Below are 24,657 nucleotides of genomic sequence, written 5' to 3'. Positions count from 1 at the left end.
AATATCGGAGGATATTATAATGAGTAGCATTACAAGAAACAATTTTTCAATACACAGTAATTTAAAGGGTAATTTACTTAAAACTGAATATCAGAAAGACGGAATAGTGTATTTTGTTAAATCGGGACGTTTACAGGTTCGTGATTTTCCTGAGAAGTGGGGAATTGAACCTGTTATTGAGGTGCTATGTTATGAAATAGGCAAGCTAATGGGATTAAATGTAGCGGAGCAAAGTCTTATTGGTATGGAGGGAATTAGATACGGTAAGAATTTCAGAACTTTGGTTTGCAGTTCTCCCGATTTCAGAAACGGAAAAACGTTAATATATTTGGCAAGTCTATATGCGGAAGATGAAAGCAATATTGATTTTGAAAAGCTTTGCAGAAACACCGGGTGCGGAAATGATTTAATAAATCTGTTGGCATTTGATTTGATTATAATGAATGAGGATAGGCATAACAGTAACGTAGGATTTCTTATGTCGGATAACGGAGAGCTTAAATTGTCGCCTATATATGATAACGGATATTCTTTGCTTTATGATGATATAAAAGGAATGTTGAATGATTTTAAATTGGCATATAGATACTGTCTTTGTAATGCACCGTTGTATGAGGAAAGATTTAATGCGGCGGAAAGAATATTTCAGAAAATGTCTAAAATATATGTGCCTACAATTAATCTTAATATTGAAAGAAATCAAGTTGCAGATAGGGTTATGGCGGTAAAGAAAACATACAGCGAATTGGTTTATGCGGATATAAATAATATTCAGCTAAAAGATATTTGGTGGGAAAAAATTATAGACTTTATAATGTGGAGGATTGAGTATGTTAGAGATTTACGAGATAGTGTGGCGGAATAAAGACGTTACAGGATATTTGGAATATAATACGAAAACAGATAAATTTCAAGCATATTTAAAGGATAGGGAAAATCCTAACCCGAGAGGTCTGTTTGGAATTTTGAAAATATCCGATGTTGTAGAAGATAGTCGTGTAAGGTTGTATATAAGCGATTGTGTTGTTCCGAAAACACGAGAAAATATTGATGATATATTAAAACATCTCGGCATGGGCGAATATAATCAGTGGGAGATTTATAAAAAAAATATGGGTGTTAATGTGAGTGATTATGCAAGTATCAGATTTTATAAAAATTCTGATTCGAATGATTTTTTTTGTCCGATATGAGAGAATAAATTATATTTTTTATTAAAAGTGGTGATATAATGATAGAGGCATTGAATTTTAAAAGATTACAAGAAGAAGTTCATGACAGATATGAATATAATGAACAATGTATTGTTGGAATCATTTTTGCCAGATATGACTTACAGCATGTACAGAGAATTATTGAGGAAAATTATTTGTATTGGAATTATAATACAAAAAGATATTTAGATATTTTTTGGGCGGGTTATGGAGAATATTTATGCCCGAATGATGAATCAGCTACTAAAAAAATATTAAAATTTGAAGGAAATGACACTCGTATATATTATGATTTAGAGTCTTTTATCAGTGTTAAAGAACAATTTAATCATTATTTAAAAGATAAAGATAAATACAAAGATAAATTACAGCTTGTTCTTGTAAATTATAAAAAAGGAAAACTTAGATTTGACAAATATATTAGTATTGATTTAGAACAAAACTTAGATGATAATTATAAAAAAATAAGAGAAATATTTGAATATATAACTAATGCGTGTCGTAATTTGCATGATGTTGTTGAATTAAAAGAACGTATGGAGAAAGACAAAGCGAAAAGATGGATTAAAGGAATTACAATAAGTAATGTAAGTGATGTAATTAATGTTGCTAAAACAGTTGGAGGGATTTTGATGAAAAGGAATTTTATAATCGGAGTGATAACAGGAGCGTTGGTATTTGGTACGGTTGGTGTTTTTGCGGGGCAATATATTGCTACCGAAAATACTTTCCCTATAAAATTGAATAACAACAACGTTAATTTAAACGGATATAATGTTGACGGTAGTACATATTTTAAACTTCGTGATATAGCAGATGTTGTAGGCGGATTCAATGTGGATTTTAAAAACAATACTATCAGATTATCAAAAGACGGATATGTTTATGAGGACAAAAATGAGGATTTAATTCCTACAATGAGTGAAAATCAAAGATATATGATTAATATATTTTTGAGTAATTTTAGTGAAATTGATTTTAATGATTACGACGCAAATACTGCAAGCAGAGATCAGCTGATATATTTTGGTTGTAAACATAATTCGGTTAATCATACGTCAGGGGCAATTCCTATTTCTGATGAGGAAGCAGCTAAGTATGTAACATTGGATGATTTTATTCATGCTTGTTATAAAACTGATGAGGAAACAGTTTCAAATTCTATTGACAGGTATCTTGGGAAAAAAGTACAGCATGGCGAGGCAAAATATAATGTTATGGGATACGACTGGCAATTTGGATATGACAATGGATACTATTATTATGATTCCGGTGAAGAGGGAGATGCCAGAAGAGTTTTCTCGATAGTTGATAATATGTATGATAATGGGGACGGAACATATACTGTAATATTTACAAACTATAGTTCTGGATATACAGACATTTTGAATGATTGCTATAATCTTACATCTGAATCAATAGAGGGTTTTGGAATCAAAGTGAATAAAGGAGCAACAGGAAAAGCGGTAGTAAGACCGTATAATTACAATGGTAAAGATACATATCAGTTGATTTCGTTAAATATGCAAGAATAGAAATGAGGGAGAGTGTGAGAAAAAGTCTGTAAAAAATAATCCTTCTATGATAGAATATAAATAAATCATAGGAGGAATTTTTTTATGGCAAGACGTAGACGAGAAAGAATGAGTGAAGGAAAGAAGAATATCATTGCCGGATTGATTCAGGAATACAACATCAAGACAGCAGAAGATATTCAAGAGGCACTAAAGGATCTGTTAGGCGGTACTATTCAGGAAATGATGGAAGCTGAACTGGATGAACATTTAGGCTATGACGAATATGAACGCAGTGACAATCCGGATTATCGAAATGGAGTAAAACACAAAAAACTTCGTAGTTCTTATGGCGAGATACCTATTGATGTTCCACAAGACCGTGACGGTGATTTTGAACCGCAGATAGTCCCTAAACGAAAGAAGGACATATCAGCAATAGAACAAAAAATCATTGCTATGTCTGCAAAGGGCATGACAACAAGACAAATTTCTGATATTGTGGAAGATATATATGGTTTTGAGGTAAGCGAAAGTATGGTAACCGCAGTTACAAATAAAATATTACCTCAAATAGAAGAATGGCAACAACGCCCTTTATCAGCTGTGTATCCGATAGTTTTCATTGATGCAATCCACTTTTCGGTTCGTGATGAGCATATAGTGAAAAAGATAGCTGCATACATAATTCTTGGTGTAAATGACGAGGGTAAGAAGGAAGTTTTAAGCATAACCATTGGCGAAAATGAGAGTGCGAAATATTGGCTGGGAGTTTTAAATGAACTCAAAAATCGTGGTGTTAGAGATATATTAATATTATGTGCAGACGGTTTATCAGGGATAAAGGAATCAATAGCAGCAGCCTATCCAAATACGGAGTATCAGCGTTGCATTGTCCATCAAGTGCGCAATACATTGAAATATGTAGCGGAAAAAGACAAAAAAGCATTTGCAAATGATTTAAAGAGTATATACCATGCACCGAACGAAGAAAGCGGATACGAACGTATGCAGAGTGTCACAAAAAAATGGCAAGAAAAGTATCCTAATGCGATGAGAAGATGGGAAGAAAATTGGGATGTTTTATCACCGATGTTCAAATTTTCAGCAGAAGTCAGAAAAGTTATGTATACAACAAATGCAATAGAAAGCCTTAATAGCGTACTTCGTCGATTGAATAGCCAAAGGAGCGTATTTCCGAGCGATACAGCCCTTTTAAAGGCACTGTATTTGGCAACCTTTGAAGCAACAAAGAAGTGGACAATGCCACTTAGAAATTGGGGCAGAGTTTACGGAGAACTGTCAATTATGTATGATGGACGACTTGTTTAGCATATATTTTTATATTTATATAGTGTAAAAAATACGGTCTTTTACAAGACCGCTCTTGACGCGGAAGAAAATCCGTGCTATATTACAAAAAGGCAGATAAGCTGAATTTTGCTTATCTGCCAAAATAAAACTAAGTATTTTATCATAGAAAAATTAAATTTACAGAAATAATCTCACACACGGGGGTGCGGACATATTCTTGGACTATTTTATGCTGATAATCCAAGACTATGTCTGTACTCTACCGGGCTCATATAGCCGAGAGATTTTTTTATTCGTTTTGTGTTATACCAATCAATATAGCTGTTAAGCTCATTTATGAAATCATCCATCGTGACACCTATCCATGAACGTCCATAAAACATTTCATTTTTTAATCTACCGAAAAATCCTTCGCAAGCTGCATTATCAGGTGAACAGCCTTTTTTTGACATAGACCGTGTTAGCCCGGCAACTCGCATCTGTTCTATCCATCCGGACCATCGATAATGGCACCCTCTATCCGTATGTACAAGAGGATGTTCATATGGTGCCAATGTGCTAATAGCATCTTCGAGCATTTTGTTGACCAAGATAGAATCTGGAGTTGTTCTGATATTCCATTTTACAACCATACCATCAAAACAATCAATAATCGGAGACAAATATACCTTCCCGGCAGGAATGGCAAATTCGGTTATATCGGTTAACCATTTTGTATTAGGACGTTCTGCGTGAAAATCCCTATTAATTATATTGTCTACCTCCGGTGTGATTTCGCCTTTATATGAGCTATATTTTTTTATACGTTTTATTGGTACTGTTAAATTTTCTTCTTTCATAATACGTCGTACAATTTTCTCTGAAACAGTAACACCTATTTTCTTGAGTTCTTCGTAAATACGTCTATATCCATAGCAATTTCTGTTTTTTTGAAAAATCATTTTTATTTGTACACGGATTTTTGCATATTTGTCAGGGCGTTTCATCACAGACTTCTGATAATAGTAACTACTTTTCGCCATACATAGACATTTTAAACGCTGCTGCAGTGGATACTTATCTTCAACGGCATCAATAACCACTACTTTTTCATGATTTTTCAGTTTCATCATATTGATGCCTTGATCTTTTTTTAATAAACCTAAAGCTTCTTTTAGTATATCTACTTCCATTTGTAATTGTTTGATTTGATCCTGCAATTCTGAGATATCCTGTTGCTCGGAAGGTTCTATATTAAAATCTATATTTTCTCTTTTTATTTGTTTCTTAGATGACATAAGACCTGCCACTCCAAATTTCTTATATTTGCGGTACCATGAATATATACTGGCACGACTGTAACCAATATCTCTTGATACATATTCTACACCTTCACCAAGAGAAAAGCAACGTTTAATTACATCTAATTTTAAACTTATATCAGGATTGCGCGGATGATTTGGTTTATTAATATATTTTTGTTTGATTATATATTCTTTATCAAGTGAACCATGATAATCGGTAATGTCTGCTATTTTCTTTCTGTACCACTCATACAAGGTATGCCTTGATGGATAACCAAGAAGTGTTACTACCGCTTGTACTGATCCCAATCGTTCAAATTCCTTCAACGCTCGCTCTTTCTGTTCTTTTGTATACATTTATTTTACTCCTTTAGGAGTCCAAGAATATGTCCGCACCCCCCACTCAAATGAGGACCTTTTTGATGTGACCCCAAAAAGTTAGACTTTTTATAGCGTAGTAGTTTTAACGACTGCTACGCTATTTTTATGCAGCCAAGGTGTTGAGCCGATACTCAACCGGACTCATCCACCCAAGTTTTTCTTTTATTCTTTTCTCGTTGTAATATTTTATATATCTTTCAATAGCATCTTTAAGCTCTTCAAAGCTGTAATATGTAGTTCCATAATACATTTCCTGCTTTAATATTCCAAAGAAATTTTCCATCACAGAGTTATCATAACAATTTCCTTTCCGAGACATACTTTGAAATATTTTGTTTTCTTTAAGAACAGAGGAATATGCACCCATTTGATATGCCCAACCTCTGTCTGAATGGAATGTTCTTCTGTATGGGCAATCAGATGTTATTTCTATTGCTTGTTTCTGTGCCGATAAAACACTTGCCGCTGATGGAATTTTGCTTATACCATAGCTTAACACTTCACCATTAAACATATCAAGAAATGGGTCTAAATACAATTTCTTAATTACCATTCGGCCTTTGTTGTCAATCTCATAATACTTAAATTCGGTCGTGTCAGTAGTTATCTTTTGATGCGGTACAGATGTATTAAATCGCCTGTTAATTCTGTTTGGTGCTATTTTACCAACATTGCCTTTGTACGAATTATATCTGCGACTTTTTCGAGTAAATGATGTGACCTGGAAACATAATTTTTGCATGATTCTTTGAACTTTCTTTTTATTCACAAAAATCTTTCTGTTTCGTAATTCTCTATATACCCGTCTGTAACCGTAATCCTTGTTTTCTATATGGATTTTAGTGATTTCATCCTCCAACTGTTTATCAGGATTTTCTCTGTCAAATCGTTTTTGCCAATACATATATGTTGCCTTTGGAAAACCGACTACTGCGAGAATGTCTTTTAATTTGAACTGTCCTCGGAGACTGTGGACAATTCTCGCTGTTTTTTCAGAAGAGTTTCCTCCTCTAAACGCAGTCTCCTCAATTCTTTTAAATATGCATTTTCTATTCTAAGTTTAAGTAGTTCGTCTTCAAGTTCTTTGACATGCTCGGCACTTGTATCCACGGGTTTTTCTCCGTCATATTTAGAAGGCTTTTTACATTCTCTTATATCCAATGTTTTCTTACGACCTTTCTTTTTAGGTCTCAAAGCATCAGGTCCGGCAATTCTGAAATCATTGACCCATTTTACAATCAATGATGGATTACTAATTCCTTGTGATAGTGCTAATTCCTGATATGAGACCTCACTTGATAGATACAATTCTACCATAGAAAGCTTAAATTGAAAAGTATATTTCTTATTTTGTCTCGAACGCATTAACCCTTCTTCACCAAATTCTCTGTATGCGTGTACCCATTCTTCAATTCTCCTCTTTGCAGGAATGTTATATTTACTTGCTAAATATCTATACCCACCTTCAGCATTTAGATATGCCTGCACAACCTCCATTTTAAATTCAAAACTATATTTTGCCATGAAAAAACCGACCTCCCAATAGTTAGATTTTTGGTCTAACTTTTGGGGGTCGGTTCATTTCAGGTCCTCGTTTTTGTATTCAATTTACCTCATAATCCATCACCCAACATAACCGACACGAATAGATACTACGGTGTGCACGGTAGATTTACTGATATTAAAAATTTTGGCAGTTTTGCGGACTGTGGCGTTATTTTCTACAATATACTGTGCCAATTCGACAGCCCGTTTTTCGATATAATCTTTCATTCTCCCACCGACCTTTCTGTATAGCATATATATGAAAAATCGGTGTAATTTATGAGATTAAACCATCACCAACAATCTTATTTTTCTTGACAAAATATTTAACATTACTTATAATAGTATTATTGGCTGTTTATAAAGTATTAAGGAGAAATACAGGAGGAAATAAAACTTTTAATAACGTTATGCAAGGTTTATCGGACGCTATCGGTGCGTGAGATTCATCGGGTGAACGGCTGTTGACGACTGCGTGGAACAACGCAAACAAGGCAAGAAAATTGAATTTTTATATGACAAAAACGCATAATGTGTAAAGGCTGTATTTGTGTACAGCCTTTTACAATTTTAGAAGGAGTTTTGAATTGTGAAATCAAAACAAGATTTGACGGTAGGAAACATAAATAAAAAACTTTGGGTGTTTGCGATACCGCTTATGCTCGGTAACGTAATGCAGCAGTTTTACAACTTAGTCGATACATGGGTAGTAGGAAAATACATAGGCGACAATGCTTTGGCGGCGGTCGGTTCGTCATATTCACTGATGACATTTTTAACATCAGTGATTTTGGGATTGTGTCTTGGAAGCAGTGCATTTTTTTCAATAACATTCGGCGAAAAAAATATAAAACGACTGAAAAACGGAATGTTTATTTCGTTTGTTATGATAGGAATATTTTCACTCATACTGACGTTTGCGTCATTTTACCTTTGCGGCCGGATTATGAAAATACTTCAAGTGCCGTATGACATTCAAGGTATAATGAGCGAATATTTGAAGTGGATATTTGTAGGCATTTTCGCGACATTCCTATACAACTATTTTTCTAATCTTCTGCGAGGAATAGGCAATTCCGTAATTCCGCTTGCGTTTTTGTGCGTATCTGTGATACTTAATATCGGTCTTGATTTGTACTTTGTTTTGGTATTAAAGCAAGGCATAAGCGGTGCGGCGATTGCAACTGTAATATCGCAGTATATTTCGGGTATCGGACTTATGATATATGTGTACATTCGTTATCCCGAACTTCGATTAAAATATGAAGATACAAAGTTTGTAAAACGTACGGCATACGACATAGCAATACTGTCGGGAATGACGTGTCTGCAACAGTCTGTAATGAATTTCGGCATACTTATGGTGCAGGGGATTGTAAACAGTTTCGGTACACAAATTATGGCGGCGTTTGCCGTTTCTGTGAAAATCGACACCATTGCATATATGCCTGTACAGGATTTCGGAAATGCGTTTTCGACTTTTATCGCACAAAATTTCGGTGCGGGCAAGTATGACAGAATAAAAGACGGAATTAAAAAAGCACTCAAAAGTGTTGTACTGTTCTGTATTTTTATCAGCGCGATTGTGTTTATTTTTGCAAAACCGCTTATGATGATATTTGTAAATGCCGAAAGCACGGAGATTATAAACATCGGCGTACAGTATTTGCGTATAGAGGGGGCTTGCTATATCGGCATAGGTATTTTGTTTATGCTTTACGGATATTACAGAGCTATAAATAAACCGAGTATGTCTGTTGTGCTTACGGTTATTTCTTTGGGAATAAGAGTAGTGCTTGCGTATGTTTTGTCGCGTGTTATCGATGTAGTCGGTATTTGGTGGTCAATTCCGATTGGTTGGTTTATCGCGGATGCGGTTGGAATTTGTTTTTATTTATTTAAGTTTGACAGGTAATATTTTGTGAGATATAATTATATATAAGATTAGTTAGCAGTTGAATATGCGTGTGAAGTGATTTCGGAAGATGCAATAACTCTTGTGAAAGCCCTTATACAGGAGGCAGGCTGTGACGGTATTTATTACTGCGTGCAAAACGCGGAAACTTTTAGATTTACTTCGGAGGAATATCATAAATTTGTAGAGCCGTATGATTTAAAGGTGCTTGATTATGCCAACAGTATCAGTAAATATAATATACTTCATTGCTGCGGTTGGAGCGGTGACAAAAACAGAGTTGAAGTATGGAAAAATTATAAAGCAGCGGCAGTAAATTTGGCGGTTTATGTGGAAGATATGGACTTAAATGTGGGTAGAGATTTCTTTAACACAAATTGCGTGCTTGGTGGCTTTGACAACAGAAAAAACGGCGTTTTATACAGCGGTACGCTTGATGAGATCAAATCGGAAACAATAAAACTTATAAATACGGTCGGAAAAAAGGTACAATACTGGGGGCGGATTGTACGTTGTCAAATGATATTGATTTGTCACACATAAAATGCGTGGCGGATACTGCAAGAAATATATAAGACGAAAAACGGGGGTATATAAATATGTGGAAGATAAGGGATTTAAAGAAAAAGGCAAGGGGAACTTTTAAGCGGAATTATATCGGCATTGTTATAACGTGCTTTATCGCGGCCGTTGTTATGGGCAGCTTTATTAACCCGCTAAAAGAAGTGAGGACAATAAAAGACACTTATTTCGACCAGCTTAACGGAACGGTGCTTTTTGCGGAAAATCACAATTCCGATATGTCGAATACGGAAGTTGTCGATAACTTTTTAGGCAAGAGCGGTGAGGAAAGTGAAAGAGCACAGCATTGGACAAGAGGTGTACTGTCGGTGTTTGCGAAGAATACCGAGGGTGCAGGTAACTTTGTTTACGGTGTTTTAAATTCGATAAATCAAATTGTGTTTAACGACCGAGTGAGTGCCGGTGTTACTATTGCAATCGGCTCGTTGATTTATTTGCTTATAGCCATTCTTTTTACGAAGGTTTTGCTTATCGGACTGTATCGGTATTTGCTTGAAATTCGAGTCTACACAGGCACGAGAATTTCGCGAATATTGTTTCCGTGGTCTGTAAAAAAGGCACTGCATATTGCATGGGTTATGTTTGTAAGAAGTGTGTATTCACTTTTATGGTGCTTAACGATAGTCGGCGGATTTATTAAGATTTATTCATATAAACTTGTACCGATGATTATTGCGGAAAATCCCGAATTGAGTGCAAAAGAGGCTATAAAACTTTCTGAAGATATGATGAAAGGGTATAAGTGGAGAGCATTTTTGATTGATTTGTCATTTATCGGTTGGGATATATTGAATATACTTACACTTCAGATTTTGGGCGTATTTTTCCTTGAACCGTATAAACGTATGACGACAGTTGAACTTTATATGACGTTGCGTGAAAAAGCAAAGGAAAGAGATATTGAAAATGCGGACAGGCTGTGCGATAAATTGCTTGAAAGTGAAGTGACAAGCGGAATATATCCTATTAATGAATACTTCATAACAGTGCCTAAGGGCAAGAAGTGGATACTGGAAGATTATGAACGTGATTACGGATTATCGTCATTGATACTGATATTTTTCACATTTGCAATGATAGGTTGGTTGTGGGAAGTGTTATTGTTCCTGTTTACAAGAGGTGAATTTATCAACAGAGGTACTTCACATGGACCGTGGCTGCCGATTTACGGCGTAGGCGGTACGGTTGTACTGATTGTGTTAAAAAAATTCAGAAACAAACCGTGGCTGACATTCCTTTTGTCAATGGTGCTGTGCGGTGTAATAGAGTATGTTACATCGCTTATACTTGAAAAAGTTCAGGGTATGCGTTGGTGGGATTACAGCGGATATTTTATGAATTTTCAAGGCAGAATTTGCCTTGAGGGATTGGTTGTGTTTGCACTCGGCGGTTGTGCGGCGGTGTATCTTGTAGCACCGTCACTTGACTATCTGTTTTGCAAAATTCCTATGAAAATTAAGAAGATTATATGTGTCGTACTTGTAGTCCTGTTTGTCGCGGATATGGCATATTCGGCATTTGTGCCTAATATCGGCGAGGGTATAACGGATAATGATGTGGCGAGAATAGAAATTAAAAAATCCGACGTATTGATTGCGTCGGATTTTTTGTTGATTTGATTTTTGGAGCTGTTGACGTTTCGTTTGCGGGCTGTTTGTTTAGAAGAATATAACAAGCGAGACGGTGAACATATCGTCTGAATTTGAAACGTTCATAACGCCGTGATACTTGTCAACAACGGCATTGACCGATTCAAGTCCCAAACCGTGCATACCTTTTTTGGATGATATTAATTTAGAACCGATCTTCTTAACGCTGCCGTCAAACGTATTTTTTAAATCTAAAATCAATTTGTTTTCATCAGCTGTGCAGTTCAGCACAATTCGCCTGTTTTTAAGCGGTGCTTTTGAACAAGCCTCCATAGCATTTTCAACAAGATTGCCGACCAAAATACTTAAATCAATATCACTCATAGGCAGTCCGTTCGGAACTGATACCGAAGTTTTAAAGTCTATTGAATTTTTAGCCGATGAAGAAACATAGAAGTGGAGCAGAGCGTTAAGCGTAAGATTTTCACAGAAGAACAGCGGTACTGTGTCATTTGTTTCGCTTGAATATTCTTCGAGGTATTCGGCGATTTTATCAAATTGACGATTGTTTGCAAAGTCGTTTATTACTCTGAAATGCTGACGCATATCGTGGCGGAGCTTACGTGTTTCTTCGATTTGTTCGGTTATGTGGACATAGTTTTCCTTGTAAAGATTTATCTGACGTTCCATAAGTCGTCTTTCGTCATCAAGAGCCATATTACGTCTGTATTTATCTGCAATACTTGCCCAGTAAACAAAGTACAGACAGCCCAAAATCGCAAGTATACCTATTTCAACCGACTGGTCGGTATAAATCGAGTCATAAAGCGGTTGAATAATGTTAAAGAATAACGATACGGCAAAGCAGATATTGCCGAACAGAAAAATTCTGCCGTATTTAATATCGTTAAAGACCGCATAAGTGCCTATTGTGACAAGATAAATTGCGGCTAACCACTCAAACACATTGCATAGGTTTGAAAAGAAAGTGCATAACGGTGCGCTTAAATAAGGCGTAAATACTCCGTATACAAGTGAGATTGCACAAAACACTGAACCGCATATTTCGGAAATACTGCTCACGGTTTTGTTCAAATTGCAGAGCCTGTTTTGGAGCATTATAACCATCAAATACACAAAGTACGCACAAAAATGCTCAAATATGTACGAAAAATTACCGTCCATAGTGAAACACAAATTGAGCAGTGGGTGATTGAGGTAAGCGGCATATGTAAGACACATAAAGAAGAACATATACGAATAATTGCTTTTACTGCTTAATGCAAGAAACAGTGAGAATATCGCACCGAAGAATATCATCGTCATAAAAAAGTTGCTTATGAGAACTTTAAGTATTCGGGCGATATTGATAGCATATGGAACACCGAGTGTCGGCGGTGATGTAATTCCCGCTTTAATGCCTGACGCGTCCTTGACGGCGATTGTTATATACGTTTCGCCGGAGGCACTGAAAAATGCGCCACGGTTTTGTATTTGTGCTTTATAATTATGTATATCGCCGACCTTTAAATACAGTTTGTCGTTGATGTACAGTTCATATGCCGAGTAAACCTGAGGCATTTCCAGTGCGTAAAATCCCTCTTTTTCGGGGAAGTTTATTTTCATTCTGTATGTTCCGATAAAGATATTGTTTTTTGTTTGGCTTGTGTACGCTGACTCAGTATCGCCGATTGAAATATATTTCATATTCGGAAGTGAAGTTTGATTTTTAAAATATGTCGGAGTGAGAAGTGCGTCTTCGTAAAATTCCCAATCCTTTATAAGAAAGTGAAACGAATTGTTGTCAATTTCCTCTTGCGAAAGCGTCAACACACCTTTTTCGGGCTGGAGCTTGTTGTATGTATATTTGTTATTGAAAGTATATAAAAATTCTGTCATCAAAGAGATAAGAACTATTGCGATAATAAAAATTACTGCAATAGTCTTGATACGTTGCTTATTTTCCATAGTAATCATAGTGACCTTTATTCTCTTATAATATCTTTTAATTCATAAGTTAAATACTGTTTCTTTACTTGTTGGTTTTCACGTTTTTTAATCGGAACATAATCTCCGTTTTGCATTAAAAAATCATTGCCCGAAACAGTGTTGACGTAATCAAAATTTACGATAAATCCTTTACAGCAGTTTGAAAAACGGCTGTCTTCTGTCAAAATTGACGCACACTGTGAAAATGTGTTTTGAATTTCAATCGTCTTGTCCTTCAAATGAAGCCGGACTTTTCTGTTTATAACATCTATGTACATTATCGAATCATATGCTATTTAAAGTTTTATTTCGGGTTTTGTTTTGTACAGAACCGATAATGCTTTTGAAGGTTTTTCGTATTTTTCGAAATATCTCTGCATAAGTGACTCAACTGCATTTTTTGTTATCGGTTTTACAAGATAACAAAAAGCATTTACACTGTAACTTTCACAAGCGAAGTTATTGCTTGTAGAAAGGAAGATGATTTCAACCGAACTGTCTGTTTTGCGTACAGTGTTTGCAGCTTCAATTCCGCTCATACCCGGCATATATATGTCAAAGAAAATTATATTATATTTGTTGTTTTCAAATTGCGTGACAAAACTTTCGGCATCGGAAAAGTCGGATATTGTAACGTTCATATTTCTTTCGGAGAAATATTCGTTAAGGTAATTTACAAGCGTTTCTCTGCCGACGGCTAAGTCATCAACAACTGCAATATTCATCGAGTTCACCGCCTTATGGATTTAAGAGCTGTCAACATTTTGCCGATATACTCTGATTATATTATATCATTGTAAAAATAATAATTCAACATATAAAATTGAGTTTCAGTTAATAAAATTGAGTTTCAGTGCGGAAAATTGCTTTTTAAACGTGCAAAATGCGTTTTACGCAAAATCTATTGAATTTTGATTTTAGGTATATTATAATTTCATCAGAAAGCAATGAGATACAGCAGAAGATAAGGAGATATGAGAATGGGATTTTTTGATTCATTTAAGTCCGGAGCAAAAGATGTCTTTAAGGGGTATGATAAAGTTAAGCTAAAGGAAAAGATTACATATGATGAACTTTATGAGATTATGAAAGACGAAACATATTCTGTCGGCAAACCTGAGATTACGGGTTCGGGATTAATGAGATGTATTCAATTTCCTGCTGTGGATAAATATAAAATTCAAATTGCTATAACTTCAAAAACGATTACCATTTCAAAAATATACAGCGGTGCAGGCGGTTTGGCGAAAGAGATAATCGGTGACGCTTTTACAAACGGAATGTATGATATAGTCAATGAAGAAAATATTGACCTAAACAGAGCAACCAGAGAAGTAGGGGAAAAGCTTAAAGTTCTTTTGGAAAAAAGGGGTTTGGCTTAAAAAATAAAAAAAGAGGAATAAATTTCTTAATCGATGCATATTAATTAAGAAGTACGTTAAAAGGAGGAAATGGAATGAAATCAAAGGTAGTAGCATTAATTCTCTCTATCTTTTTGGGGGAACTTGGAATTGATAGATTTTATCTTGGCTACATAGGTACAGGTATTTTAAAATTAATAACCTGTGGGGGATTCGGAATTTGGTGGCTTATCGACTTAATTATGATAGCAACAGGAAAACTTAAGCCAAAAGACGGCTCAGAGTATGCAGAATAATAAAAATAATTTTTTTAAAATGAAAGGACAAATATATATTATGAAAAAGAAAATTTTAATTATGGCAATGATTGCCGCTATGTCAGTAACAGCTTTAGCCGGTTGCGGAAGTGATGCAGATACATCATCAGACACAACGACATCAAATGTAACAACAACTTCTGACGATACAACATCATCTGATACTGTTATCGATGATGAAACATTCGCACAGCTTCAAGACATCTATTCAAACCTTGTTGAACTGCATACAACAGTTGCAGACGCTGTAAATGACGGTACAATCGAGGCAGATGCAGAAACAGTTGATCTTCTAAATCAAGCTGCCGACGTAATCAAAGAAATTGGCGATATTGAACAGACTGATTTCACAGATGAAGACGAGGCGCTACAATTGGTAGATTCTATGTCAAAAATGGCTGATGGTTTGGCTGCCGTTGCAGGTGTTGACGCAGAATAATTGATTTGGAAATTTAAAACAGTCCCCTAAAAAATCCGATATTTTATTGGACTCCATATAAAATATAAGTGCATTTTATCTGTACTGCAAAAATTGAAAAGCGGCAGCATTAGCTGTCGCTTTTGGAGTAATTGGGGATGTTTTTTGAAAGAGAGAGATTATGGCAAAGAAAAAAGGGTGTTTATTTAAAATAGGAATTGCATTATTAATATTTATAGGCTTGATATTTGTGTTGTTTTGTATGGTTTTGATTATGCCGTCGGAGGAGTATGAAACGGTTAATTACGATATTCCGAATATGCGTGATTATTATACTCATATAAAGGGTAACGGAGAGGACAAAGTTACACTTATGGTGTATATGGTAGGTTCTGACCTTGAAAGTGACGGCGGAGCGGCGAGTGAAGATATTGCCGAAATGGCGGCGGCAAATGCGGATAATATTAATATTACATTACAGACAGGCGGAGCGGCCGCGTGGGAAAATGCAAGCATAAGTGACGGAAAAACGGAACGTCATATAATTAAAAACGGTGAATTGCAGAACGTGGAGAACTTGGGTGAAGCACAAATGACGTCCCCTAATACGCTGACTGATTTTATAAAATGGTCTGCCTCAAATTATCCTGCCGACAGATATGAACTTGTGCTTTGGAATCACGGCGGCGGTACGGCACTTGGTTTCGGATATGACGAAATGTATCCTGATGATATGCTGTCGCTGTCACAGATAGGAAATGCTCTGTCAGACAGCGGAATTAAGTTTGATATTGTAGGCTTTGACGCGTGCCTTATGGGTACGATTGAAACGGCATATATGCTTGAACCGTATGCGGATTATCTTGTTGCATCGGAAGAATATGAGCCGGGAACGGGTTGGTATTACAGTGAATGGCTTAAAAATTTGTCTGACAATACGTCAATGCCGACTGTCGAAATAGGTAAGAAGATTGTGGAGGACTATATAAACGGTCCTGATTCGAGTTTTTTTGATTCAAATACGCTTTCAATCGTAGATTTGAGAGAAATTCCTTATACATATTCAAAGCTATGCGAAACAATGCAGCAGGAAGAAGGAGTTTTGGACAGCAGATATTCCGTAATATCACAGGCAAGATACAATGCAAAATCATTCGGTGACGGTGAGTATGAACAGATTGATATAAAATCATATCTTGAAGAATGCGGCAAGAGTGATACGGAACTGGGCAAGGTGCTTAGAAGTGCGGTTAAGTATTCGGGCAGTTCGTCTTACAATTCGAACGGACTTGCAATGTATTTCCCGTATGACTATCCCGACTATTATGCGGAAATAAAAACAGAAACAGATAAGTTCGGTTATAACGGCTACAACAGCTTTTTCGATAGATTTTTGAGCATTATGGGTACAGGACAGATGAATTATTCGAGTGAGAATGATTACAGTGATTATTCTTGGTATGACAATACAAATTACGATACCTATAATGTATCAGATGAGTTGGAAGTAAAGGACAAGGGTGATTATTTTGCATTGTCGCTTTCGGACGAGGAATGGGATAAAATAAACGGAATTAATGTATGGGTGTATGTTGATGACGGCGATGGTTACGTTGACTTGGGTTCGGACAATGTGTATGAATTTGACGATGACGGTGATTTAATGGTTGATTTCGATTATTATTGGGTTGCATTAAACGGTCAGGTTGTTCCGTTTTACTTTGAATACGAAACGCCGGAGAACGTAAAGGACGGATACACATACGGCTATGTCCCTGCGGTGCTTAACGGCAACGAGCAGATTGAAATGATGATTTATTGGGACGAAAAGCACCCCGACGGTTATTTGGCAGGTTACAGACCGTACAGCGAAGAAGAAAATATATCAGTTCCGCAAAAAGGCTTTAAGCAACTTAAAAACGGCGATACGTTGGAATTTTTATGTGATTACTATACATATGACGGTGAATATGACGGAGTGTATTCATATGGTGATAAAATCGTTGTAAACGGCGATATTACTGTAGGTTATGAATATGTCGGCGAGTATGACACGAATATTTGTTATGAGCTTACCGATATATATAACAACAGTATAACAACCGAAATGATAGAACTTAAAATGAATTAAAAAACTATATGGAGGGAAAGAAGATGAAAAAATTTATAAGCACATTACTGTGTATTGTATTTGTTGCGGCACTTATGCCCGCACAAATTGCAAAGGCTGACAGCGATGTTATGAGTGTCGCAAATCAAGTAAAAGTACCTATATTGAATGAGCAAACGTACAACAACAAAAAACTTATGAATAAGTACACACGCGATATGTCGGATTGGTGGGCAACCGATTTGACATTGACGGCGGGAATGTTGTTCAAGAGATGTGATGTGGATAATGCGTATTATCAATACTGGGGTTCAATCAATGAGGCGGTTGAAACTATGGGTATGGCTTACGTTTCGACATTCAGAGGACACGATAACGGATTTTGGTCAACGAGTTTTAAGCTGAAAGACAGCGTTGCAAACAATTCCGTATTTCCCGAATTGGAAGCGACAGGTCAGCTTATGATGAGGTTCGGCGCTAATTTGATAGGTAATCACGCAAAAATGTCCTTTAAGAATACTATGATTCGAGGTGAGGGAAAAAAGGACAGCGGTTGGTTTAAACTTCAAAGCGGTGATACGTTAAACAATAAGTTTAAAATGCAAGGTGTATTTGATGCAAAAGTAAAAAAACCATATGTGTTCTTTGCCGATATAACAAAGCCAACTGTTAAATCGGCAAAAATGAACGGCACTGTACTGTATCTTGATATGGGTGAAAAGCTGAGAAGTATTGAAAACGGAAAGATTACGTTGACGCTTTATGCGACAAACGTTGAAAGCGGCGTTCAAAATATGGAACTTACTGCGACTTCCGGCGGTATAAACGGAAATGAAATATTTTTCTATGTACACGCACCTAAAAATGTTAAGGAATATCAAATTACGAAGATTAAGAGCATAGAGTATGACAAAAAAGAGTACACCGGTCAAATGTACGGTATAGCTTATGCCGACAAATATTTGGCGAGAAACGAAGAACCGCGATTTAAGGTTATAGACAACGCACCGGGATTAATTCCGGAATACTTTACCGCCACATCTCCGATTACGGACTATGCCGGCAACAGCCTTGACATTCATACAAAGGATTTGACGAGTTACTCACTTTTAGTCGATAAAAAAGCACCTGAAATTGACAGCGTTGAAATTGCGGGAAATATGATAGCGGCAGATTCAACGTCATATTCACAGCCGAGCGATTGGCCTGAAGATATTGACAAGAGCAGTGTGTTTGCAGGTGTCGGCGATACATTAACTTTTTCTGCAATGACAACGGAAAAAATTAAAACGAGCGAAAAAAGTTCAATGACTGCAGAACTTAATATATCGCAAAACGGAAGTAAAGCAGTGCTTGAAACCGAAAAATTTGAAGATATGTATGACGGCGTAAACAAGCGGACGGCAACGAAGATTACGTTTAAACCGATTACGATAACCGCCGATATGACTTGTGATAATAGCGAGCCTATAAGAATTGAAAAAATAAACACGGCAAACGTAGTCGATTTGTATAATAATGAGTTGGCAACGCAGAAAATATCGAAAAATCCGAAACAGCAGATTTATTTTGACAATATCGCACCGACTGTAAATGTCGGTGAAATAACCGGTGATGTAAACAGCGGTGAATTTTGCATACCGCTGAATTTCAGTGACGGAAAAGGCACGGTATCTGATTTTGACGGATTGACGGCAAGTTTTGCGTGGTGCTATGACCAAGATAAGCAAATTCCGTTTAAGTATGCTGTGACGACTTCCGCCGATACACCGAGTGAGTATAAAGAATCGGTGCTTAACAACGAAAATAACCTTGCGTGGAATAAATTCGATTTGCCTGTAAAAGATTATTACTTACATATTAAAACCGATAATTCCGAAATCAAAAACACAAAACTTTATTTCAGAACAGAGGACTGGGCAGGAAATGTGGGTGAACAGTCTGTTGATACGGATATAAATATTGACCGTGTAGCACCGAATGTTGCGCTTATGTCGATGAATACCGAGTATGAAAACGATACCGCAAAGATATTGGCAAAGGTACGTGTAACCGATTTTAACACAGACGGCTTGAATGTTAAATATCAGCTTGTAGACAAAGGTGTTGAACCGACCGACAGTGATTGGTCGGAGGGCTTGCTTAATGACGGAGTTTTTGACTTTGAAACTAAATTTGACGCGGCACAAAAATATGAAAAAGAATTGCTTGTGTATGCGACAGACTTTAAAGGTAACAAGTCGAATGTTTCACGTTATGAGGTGTATGCCGACTTGACAAAGGCAAAGGCAAAATATACGGTTGTAAGCGATTTGTCACAGATACATACAAAGCCTGATGTGCAAATTTCGGCACCTGACAATCCCGACAATAAAGCTAATGCCACCACGCGTGTAACACTTACAATGGGTGACAAGACTTACGCAAGCGTATATGACAGTGCCGACAGTAAAAACATATTTGATTTTGACGGCACATGGTATGCGGTTACATACAACGAGGATAAAACCGGTTTTGACGGAGTAACCGCTCTTACGGCGGACGGAGTGAATGAACTTAAAAACTTTTACGGCACAGTAAACGTAAAATTTGAAAGTGCGTTTGCAGATTTGACACCTGTAAGCGGTGCAAGTATAAAGCCGTCAAATTCCGAAGAAGAAGTGACATATCAAGCGGAGGGCGACTTTAATGTTATGACCGCACCTGTACTTGATAATGTATATAATCTTGAATTTACTTCAATAAAGGACAGTAACGGAGATGTTATTAAAGCCACAGGAGTGGGTGATGACAAGCACATAAGAAGAAACAGCGATATGACTGATGTCAGAATTAATTTTGAATTGTCAAATACAAAAGTTGCCGATTGGGTTACGGATAATTTGGACTTTGATAAATCGTATGTGACAATAACAAATTCGGAAAACAACGAGGTTTACAACGCAAAGTTAAGCAGAAATGCAAGCCAAACTCTTGCAATGCCGCTTAGAGATAAAGACGGTAACTTGCTTGGAACGGATACATACAGAATTGCGGTTTATTTGTATCAGACAGGCAGTGACAGCCCTGCCGAATTTAAGTGCGATACGGCGGTACTTCTTGACAATATCAAAACGTCCGCAGATGTCGGTGTAAACAGATATGAAATCATTCCCGAACACGAATATTACCCTATTCCTAATCCGATACCGTCAATCGTAAAAGAAAGCGATACGGCATTTAAAACAATCAATATCGGTAATGCTGAATTTAAGGAGATTGACCGTAATGAAGATGAGGGATATTCTTTAGAACAGAATATGGCACATATCGTCAAAATGACGCTTAAGAGCAATGATGTTTCAAAAGAATTGTGCGGTGAAACAATCGGTAAGGCAGAGGGATTCCGCTTGTGGAATAAAGCGTGCAATGGCGGAGAAGATTTACCGTTTGAAAAGACTACTGACCTAACAAGAGAATACGAGATAAACTTAATGCAAAACACTGCAAAAGAAACTCTTGACGGAGTAACGGCAACGGGCGGTTTGCAATTTGAAAAGGGAAGTAACACTTTCTGTTATCAAGTTAAATTGGAAAACGGCAATGTATCGCCGATATACGAGTTCACGGTAAATATGGTTGAAAGTATACCGCAGATTGCAATGGATTTTGATATGAACGAATCGCAGAATTATACGGATGACAACGGAACAATGCACGTTATTTCCGCTGATGCAACCGTAAAAAATGCTTTCTCCGAAAACGGTAATGTAACGGTATATTATGTTCACAGAGAGGATTACAGCAGTTGGACTGCCGATGAAATCGGACTTGACGAGGTTGTTACATTGAAGGGTGATAGTGCCTTTAATTATCAGAACTGTAGACAAGACGAAAACGGCAGAGATAGGCTCAACTTTGCATTTATTGCGATAGACGAATCCGGTAATTCTGTTTCATATATTCCGCAGTTCAAGGAAAAAACGAAATATACCTTTGAAAATGATGCATTGACAGTAACTCAAGCAAATCTTAACACATACAACCAGGGTGATTATATTTATAATTTTTATGCCAAAAATCTTGACATGGACAAAAGCTCTTTTACAGTTGTGAAAGACGGTGAAATGTACAATATGCCTATGAAAAACTATCAATATCCGAATGAATTGGGTTTTGAGGGCGGTTATTATCGTGAGGACAGCACGTCCACTAATTTGAGTATAGACTTTACAAGACCATGGAGTGTGGAAAAGGCAGGCGAGCCTTTCTTTGACAGTATTACGTTTAACTTTGTAGGTGTGCATGGTGACACAGCAACGAGAACGTATACCAAAGACGATGAAAATTACGGAAGCTTGGTAACGAACTTTAAATATGAAGAACCGCGATTTGTTGAAGTTTCTGATGACGATTCATTAGCGGATTACAGTTATATCTGCAATGACAGAGGTGTTAAGGTATACTTTAACGGATATTTAAAATTAAAGGGCGATACGGTTTATGCGTCTGCTCACTATCTGCCGATATACTCAAACGGTACATACGAAGTTGAGGGCGAGGATATGTTCGGCAATACATGGACAATACCTGTAACTGTTACACTTCTTGCAGACGGTCCAAAGGTTACAATGTCAACTTTGTATAAGACAAAGGGCGATATTACGGCGAATATCGAATATACTTCTCCCGTAACTGTTACGGAAAATGACGGAAACACATTTGCAAAAATCGAAAACAACGGAACAAATAACGTAACCGTAACCGCAACACAGCCTACAAAGGTTACAATGAAGTGGACGGATAACGGAGCTGAAAAGAGTAAAATATTAAATATAACCAATAATGAGATAAAACCGATAAAGCCGAAAGTTGTATGGGATTATGACGAAGATGATGTGGTTGACGGCTGTATATACGGCGAAGTAACCGCAAAGCTTGTTGATGAAAACGGCTCAACACTTGTTGATACCGCAACGGGCGAAACACCGAGCCATACATTCTATCCTAACAGTGAAACGGAATTTACATTCAGGAATTACAAAAATCAAAATGATACTTTGGGTGAAGATTATACAGTTACGCTTGATGTAACACTTAAAGATTATCAGCCGCCCGAAGAATATGTCGATACAATGCCGCCGAGTGTTGAAATGGTTGGTTATACCGTAAGGGGCGGTGTGGCACAAAGCAAAAAACTTGTGCTTAATCTGTATGATGATAACAAGCATTACTTAAATCCGTCACTTCCTGATTTAAGCGGCGGAGGCTATGAAACAGTTACCGACAGTATATCATTTATGAAGAAAATGGGTTGGTCGTCACATTACAGATTTAATGTAATCGTGTCTGATATAAACGGTGTAAAGCTTATTGCAAAAGCGGGACTTAATGCCGAAACACCGACATTTGATTCAACAAGCGATACGATTGACGGAGTGAGTGTAAACGGCAGAACCGTTGATATAACAAAGAATGCGGAATTTACATTGTTTGCAGTCGACAGCTGTAATAATGTCACCGAAATTCCGCTTGTTGCGGATAACTTGGGCGAAGCGCCTCAGCCGCATTTACAGAAAGTCGTGTCGGGCGATATGCAGACCGTAAAGGTATACCTAATACCGCCTGAGGACAGTGACTTTACAAACCTTGTTATGACTAATGACAACGCAAAACAGGAAACAAGTGACGGAGAATACAACGGCTTGTATTATATAGAAGTAACAGGCAACGAAAATATTGTTATAAACTACACATACACATATAAAGGTGAGAACGAAAGCGGTGAATTAAAAGCAGCCGTTACGGAAATAGACAATTCACCTGCAAATAAAATCAGTGAAGTTTGGTCTGAAAACGCAAAGAGCAGTAAGACGAATAAATCCGTTACGGCACAGCTTAGATTTGATAAGCTCATCACGAAAGCGGAATGGAAAAATCAAAGCGGCTATCTTCCTGAAATATACAAACTTGATAATCAAGTTACAATTTCATATTCGGAAAATGCACCGACTATGACGCTTGTTTGTACAGCCGTAAACGGTCAAGTGTGTGAAATTACTTTGAATGAGGTTAAGAACATCGACAAAAACGCACCGATTATTACCGAAACAATTCAGCCGTCCGAAAATCACCGTAAAGTGACAGTGACTTTAAAAGCTGACAAAGAAGTTATTTTCAGAGAAAACGGAAAACAGGGAACTGAATTTACACGAGTAATAAACGCAAACGGCGAATATGTATATCACTTTGCGGACGCTGCAGGCAATCTGACGGAAAAGGTTGTTAAGGTTGACAGCATCATTGATAAAGATTTGTCGCTTACATTCAGTCTTGCAAGTGACGGTACAGACAGTAAGGAGTCACCGGATAAACTCGGTCGTTTAAAGGTCGGTGACACTGTATATGTGAGTGCAAACAGAAACTGTACGGTAACATGGAACGGTGACACAACAGGTCAAAATCTTACGGCCGGTGCGTGGACGAAGTTAACCGTATCGGAGGATTTGGCAGGCTTGTATCCTACAATAAAGGCAAAGGACGAATATTCAAATACAAAGTATTATCACTTTATGCAGATAGCAATGCCGGATAAAAAAGCACCGACTATCAAATTGAAAAAGGAAACGGTGGAAATCGACTTAAATTCAGAAGATATTTTGTCACAGCTTAAAGCGAATATGACGGTAAGCGACAACGAAACCGAAAAGGACAAAATCAAGCTTGATGTTACTTACACAAAACCGCAGACAACGGGAACCGTAAGGGTGACTTATACCGCAACTGACGAGGCAGGAAACAGCAGTGAAAGATACGGATATATCTATTTCTATGAGGATACTCAGCTTAGAGTCAGCGTAAACGGTGAGTATATTTACAGAGATATGATTGTGCTAAGCAAAAACGAGGCACAGAACATTGTCGTTGAAAGCAATGGCGAGCCGTACAGTGTTAAATATAAAAACGGTATAAAGACAGTCGGTCAAATGAAAATCGGTGCGACTGAATTGGCAAAGAATAAGGATAATACAGAGCCGATTACATTCGTTCCGAAAAAGGCGGGGTATTATACATTTAATGTACAAACGCAGGGACGTGACAATTACAGATTTGTAATTTACGTTCAATAATGAAAAAAGGAGGTTT

Annotated in this window: 18 protein-coding genes; 12 read left to right on the top strand and 6 right to left on the bottom strand. The window is 37.0% G+C overall.

Annotation, left to right across the window (positions count from 1 at the left end):
• Positions 1-19 precede the first annotated feature (19 nt).
• The 4 genes from ACSAMO_RS05780 (at position 20) to ACSAMO_RS05765 (ending at position 4,060) form a co-directional block, all read left to right on the top strand.
• A complete protein-coding gene (locus tag ACSAMO_RS05780; RefSeq protein WP_499210025.1) occupies positions 20-865 on the top strand; it encodes a HipA domain-containing protein in 846 nt (281 codons plus the stop codon).
• On the top strand, positions 831-1,193 hold the full coding sequence (locus ACSAMO_RS05775) for a hypothetical protein (RefSeq protein ID WP_022228800.1): 363 nt from the start codon (positions 831-833) through the stop codon (positions 1,191-1,193). Before ACSAMO_RS05780 ends, ACSAMO_RS05775 begins: the two co-directional genes overlap by 35 nt.
• Positions 1,194-1,231: 38 nt before the next feature.
• Positions 1,232-2,749, top strand: a complete 1,518-nt coding sequence (locus ACSAMO_RS05770; RefSeq protein ID WP_022228801.1) for a hypothetical protein — start codon at positions 1,232-1,234, stop codon at positions 2,747-2,749.
• Positions 2,750-2,833: 84 nt separating this feature from the next.
• Entirely contained in the window at positions 2,834-4,060 is a 1,227-nt protein-coding gene (locus ACSAMO_RS05765) for an IS256 family transposase (protein WP_412578855.1), read from the top strand.
• Between the two features lie 209 nt (positions 4,061-4,269).
• Here the strand turns inward: ACSAMO_RS05765 and ACSAMO_RS05760 are convergent, their stop codons facing one another.
• The 3 genes from ACSAMO_RS05760 to ACSAMO_RS05750 all read right to left on the bottom strand — a co-directional run bounded on the left by ACSAMO_RS05760 (position 4,270) and on the right by ACSAMO_RS05750 (position 7,479).
• Positions 4,270-5,682 (bottom strand): IS3 family transposase, encoded by a 1,413-nt coding sequence (locus ACSAMO_RS05760; protein ID WP_412275278.1) that lies wholly within the window; start codon positions 5,680-5,682, stop codon positions 4,270-4,272.
• 127 nt (positions 5,683-5,809) lie between these two features.
• A protein-coding gene (locus ACSAMO_RS05755; protein WP_499210024.1) for an IS3 family transposase occupies positions 5,810-7,230 on the bottom strand; the annotation gives its coding sequence in 2 pieces (ribosomal slippage) (positions 5,810-6,708 and positions 6,708-7,230; 1,422 coding nt in all).
• 99 nt (positions 7,231-7,329) lie between these two features.
• The gene (locus tag ACSAMO_RS05750) at positions 7,330-7,479 is read right to left on the bottom strand and encodes a sporulation transcriptional regulator SpoIIID (protein ID WP_117966830.1); all 150 of its coding nucleotides are present in this window, start codon (positions 7,477-7,479) and stop codon (positions 7,330-7,332) included.
• 361 nt (positions 7,480-7,840) lie between these two features.
• On the opposite strand from ACSAMO_RS05750, the gene ACSAMO_RS05745 reads away from it, so the two are divergent.
• From ACSAMO_RS05745 to ACSAMO_RS05735, 3 genes are read left to right on the top strand one after another with little or no spacing between them, the layout of a single operon-like run.
• On the top strand, positions 7,841-9,166 hold the full coding sequence (locus ACSAMO_RS05745; protein ID WP_499210023.1) for an MATE family efflux transporter: 1,326 nt from the start codon (positions 7,841-7,843) through the stop codon (positions 9,164-9,166).
• A 57-nt stretch (positions 9,167-9,223) separates the two neighbouring features.
• Complete coding sequence (locus ACSAMO_RS05740; protein ID WP_499210022.1) at positions 9,224-9,709, top strand: uroporphyrinogen decarboxylase/cobalamine-independent methonine synthase family protein; 486 nt, start codon at positions 9,224-9,226, stop codon at positions 9,707-9,709.
• Positions 9,710-9,765: 56 nt separating this feature from the next.
• A complete protein-coding gene (locus tag ACSAMO_RS05735) occupies positions 9,766-11,367 on the top strand; it encodes a DUF975 family protein (RefSeq protein WP_499210021.1) in 1,602 nt (533 codons plus the stop codon).
• A gap of 39 nt (positions 11,368-11,406) precedes the next feature.
• Here the strand turns inward: ACSAMO_RS05735 and ACSAMO_RS05730 are convergent, their stop codons facing one another.
• Genes ACSAMO_RS05730 through ACSAMO_RS05720 form a run of 3 tightly spaced genes read right to left on the bottom strand, consistent with a single transcriptional unit; the run spans position 11,407 to position 14,051 of the window.
• Positions 11,407-13,314 carry a sensor histidine kinase gene (locus tag ACSAMO_RS05730; protein WP_499210020.1) on the bottom strand — a complete coding sequence of 636 codons (1,908 nt, stop codon included), beginning with the start codon at positions 13,312-13,314 and terminating at the stop codon, positions 11,407-11,409.
• Between the two features lie 8 nt (positions 13,315-13,322).
• Entirely contained in the window at positions 13,323-13,622 is a 300-nt protein-coding gene (locus ACSAMO_RS05725) for a LytTR family transcriptional regulator DNA-binding domain-containing protein (protein WP_499210092.1), read from the bottom strand.
• Positions 13,623-14,051, bottom strand: a complete 429-nt coding sequence (locus ACSAMO_RS05720) for a LytR/AlgR family response regulator transcription factor (RefSeq protein ID WP_499210019.1) — start codon at positions 14,049-14,051, stop codon at positions 13,623-13,625.
• Positions 14,052-14,306: 255 nt separating this feature from the next.
• On the opposite strand from ACSAMO_RS05720, the gene ACSAMO_RS05715 reads away from it, so the two are divergent.
• The 5 genes from ACSAMO_RS05715 (at position 14,307) to ACSAMO_RS05695 (ending at position 24,641) form a co-directional block, all read left to right on the top strand.
• Positions 14,307-14,708, top strand: a complete 402-nt coding sequence (locus ACSAMO_RS05715; protein ID WP_499210018.1) for a hypothetical protein — start codon at positions 14,307-14,309, stop codon at positions 14,706-14,708.
• 74 nt (positions 14,709-14,782) lie between these two features.
• Positions 14,783-14,983 carry a TM2 domain-containing protein gene (locus ACSAMO_RS05710; protein ID WP_022228982.1) on the top strand — a complete coding sequence of 67 codons (201 nt, stop codon included), beginning with the start codon at positions 14,783-14,785 and terminating at the stop codon, positions 14,981-14,983.
• Between the two features lie 40 nt (positions 14,984-15,023).
• Positions 15,024-15,443, top strand: coding sequence for a hypothetical protein (locus ACSAMO_RS05705; protein WP_499210017.1), 420 nt, complete (start codon positions 15,024-15,026; stop codon positions 15,441-15,443).
• Positions 15,444-15,603: 160 nt separating this feature from the next.
• Positions 15,604-17,553 (top strand): clostripain-related cysteine peptidase, encoded by a 1,950-nt coding sequence (locus ACSAMO_RS05700; protein ID WP_499210016.1) that lies wholly within the window; start codon positions 15,604-15,606, stop codon positions 17,551-17,553.
• Between the two features lie 23 nt (positions 17,554-17,576).
• Positions 17,577-24,641 (top strand): hypothetical protein, encoded by a 7,065-nt coding sequence (locus tag ACSAMO_RS05695; RefSeq protein WP_499210015.1) that lies wholly within the window; start codon positions 17,577-17,579, stop codon positions 24,639-24,641.
• The last annotated feature ends 16 nt before the right edge of the window (positions 24,642-24,657 follow it).

This window comes from Ructibacterium sp. SJQ-7, from assembly GCF_054696575.1.
The sequence above is the reverse complement of the archived record's forward strand: the minus strand, read 5'-3'. Positions and strand labels throughout refer to the sequence as shown.

What these genes read in the sequence shown, in the direction of transcription:
- ACSAMO_RS05700 (WP_499210016.1), top strand. Translation starts at nt 15,604, where the DNA reads ATGGCAAAGAAAAAAGGGTGTTTATTTAAAATAGGAATTGCATTATTA.
- ACSAMO_RS05695 (WP_499210015.1), top strand. Translation starts at nt 17,577, where the DNA reads ATGAAAAAATTTATAAGCACATTACTGTGTATTGTATTTGTTGCGGCA.
- ACSAMO_RS05770 (WP_022228801.1), top strand. Translation starts at nt 1,232, where the DNA reads ATGATAGAGGCATTGAATTTTAAAAGATTACAAGAAGAAGTTCATGAC.
- ACSAMO_RS05715 (WP_499210018.1), top strand. Translation starts at nt 14,307, where the DNA reads ATGGGATTTTTTGATTCATTTAAGTCCGGAGCAAAAGATGTCTTTAAG.
- ACSAMO_RS05735 (WP_499210021.1), top strand. Translation starts at nt 9,766, where the DNA reads ATGTGGAAGATAAGGGATTTAAAGAAAAAGGCAAGGGGAACTTTTAAG.
- ACSAMO_RS05710 (WP_022228982.1), top strand. Translation starts at nt 14,783, where the DNA reads ATGAAATCAAAGGTAGTAGCATTAATTCTCTCTATCTTTTTGGGGGAA.
- ACSAMO_RS05765 (WP_412578855.1), top strand. Translation starts at nt 2,834, where the DNA reads ATGGCAAGACGTAGACGAGAAAGAATGAGTGAAGGAAAGAAGAATATC.
- ACSAMO_RS05775 (WP_022228800.1), top strand. Translation starts at nt 831, where the DNA reads ATGTTAGAGATTTACGAGATAGTGTGGCGGAATAAAGACGTTACAGGA.
- ACSAMO_RS05750 (WP_117966830.1), bottom strand. Translation starts at nt 7,479, where the DNA reads ATGAAAGATTATATCGAAAAACGGGCTGTCGAATTGGCACAGTATATT.
- ACSAMO_RS05720 (WP_499210019.1), bottom strand. Translation starts at nt 14,051, where the DNA reads ATGAATATTGCAGTTGTTGATGACTTAGCCGTCGGCAGAGAAACGCTT.
- ACSAMO_RS05780 (WP_499210025.1), top strand. Translation starts at nt 20, where the DNA reads ATGAGTAGCATTACAAGAAACAATTTTTCAATACACAGTAATTTAAAG.
- ACSAMO_RS05705 (WP_499210017.1), top strand. Translation starts at nt 15,024, where the DNA reads ATGAAAAAGAAAATTTTAATTATGGCAATGATTGCCGCTATGTCAGTA.
- ACSAMO_RS05730 (WP_499210020.1), bottom strand. Translation starts at nt 13,314, where the DNA reads ATGATTACTATGGAAAATAAGCAACGTATCAAGACTATTGCAGTAATT.
- ACSAMO_RS05760 (WP_412275278.1), bottom strand. Translation starts at nt 5,682, where the DNA reads ATGTATACAAAAGAACAGAAAGAGCGAGCGTTGAAGGAATTTGAACGA.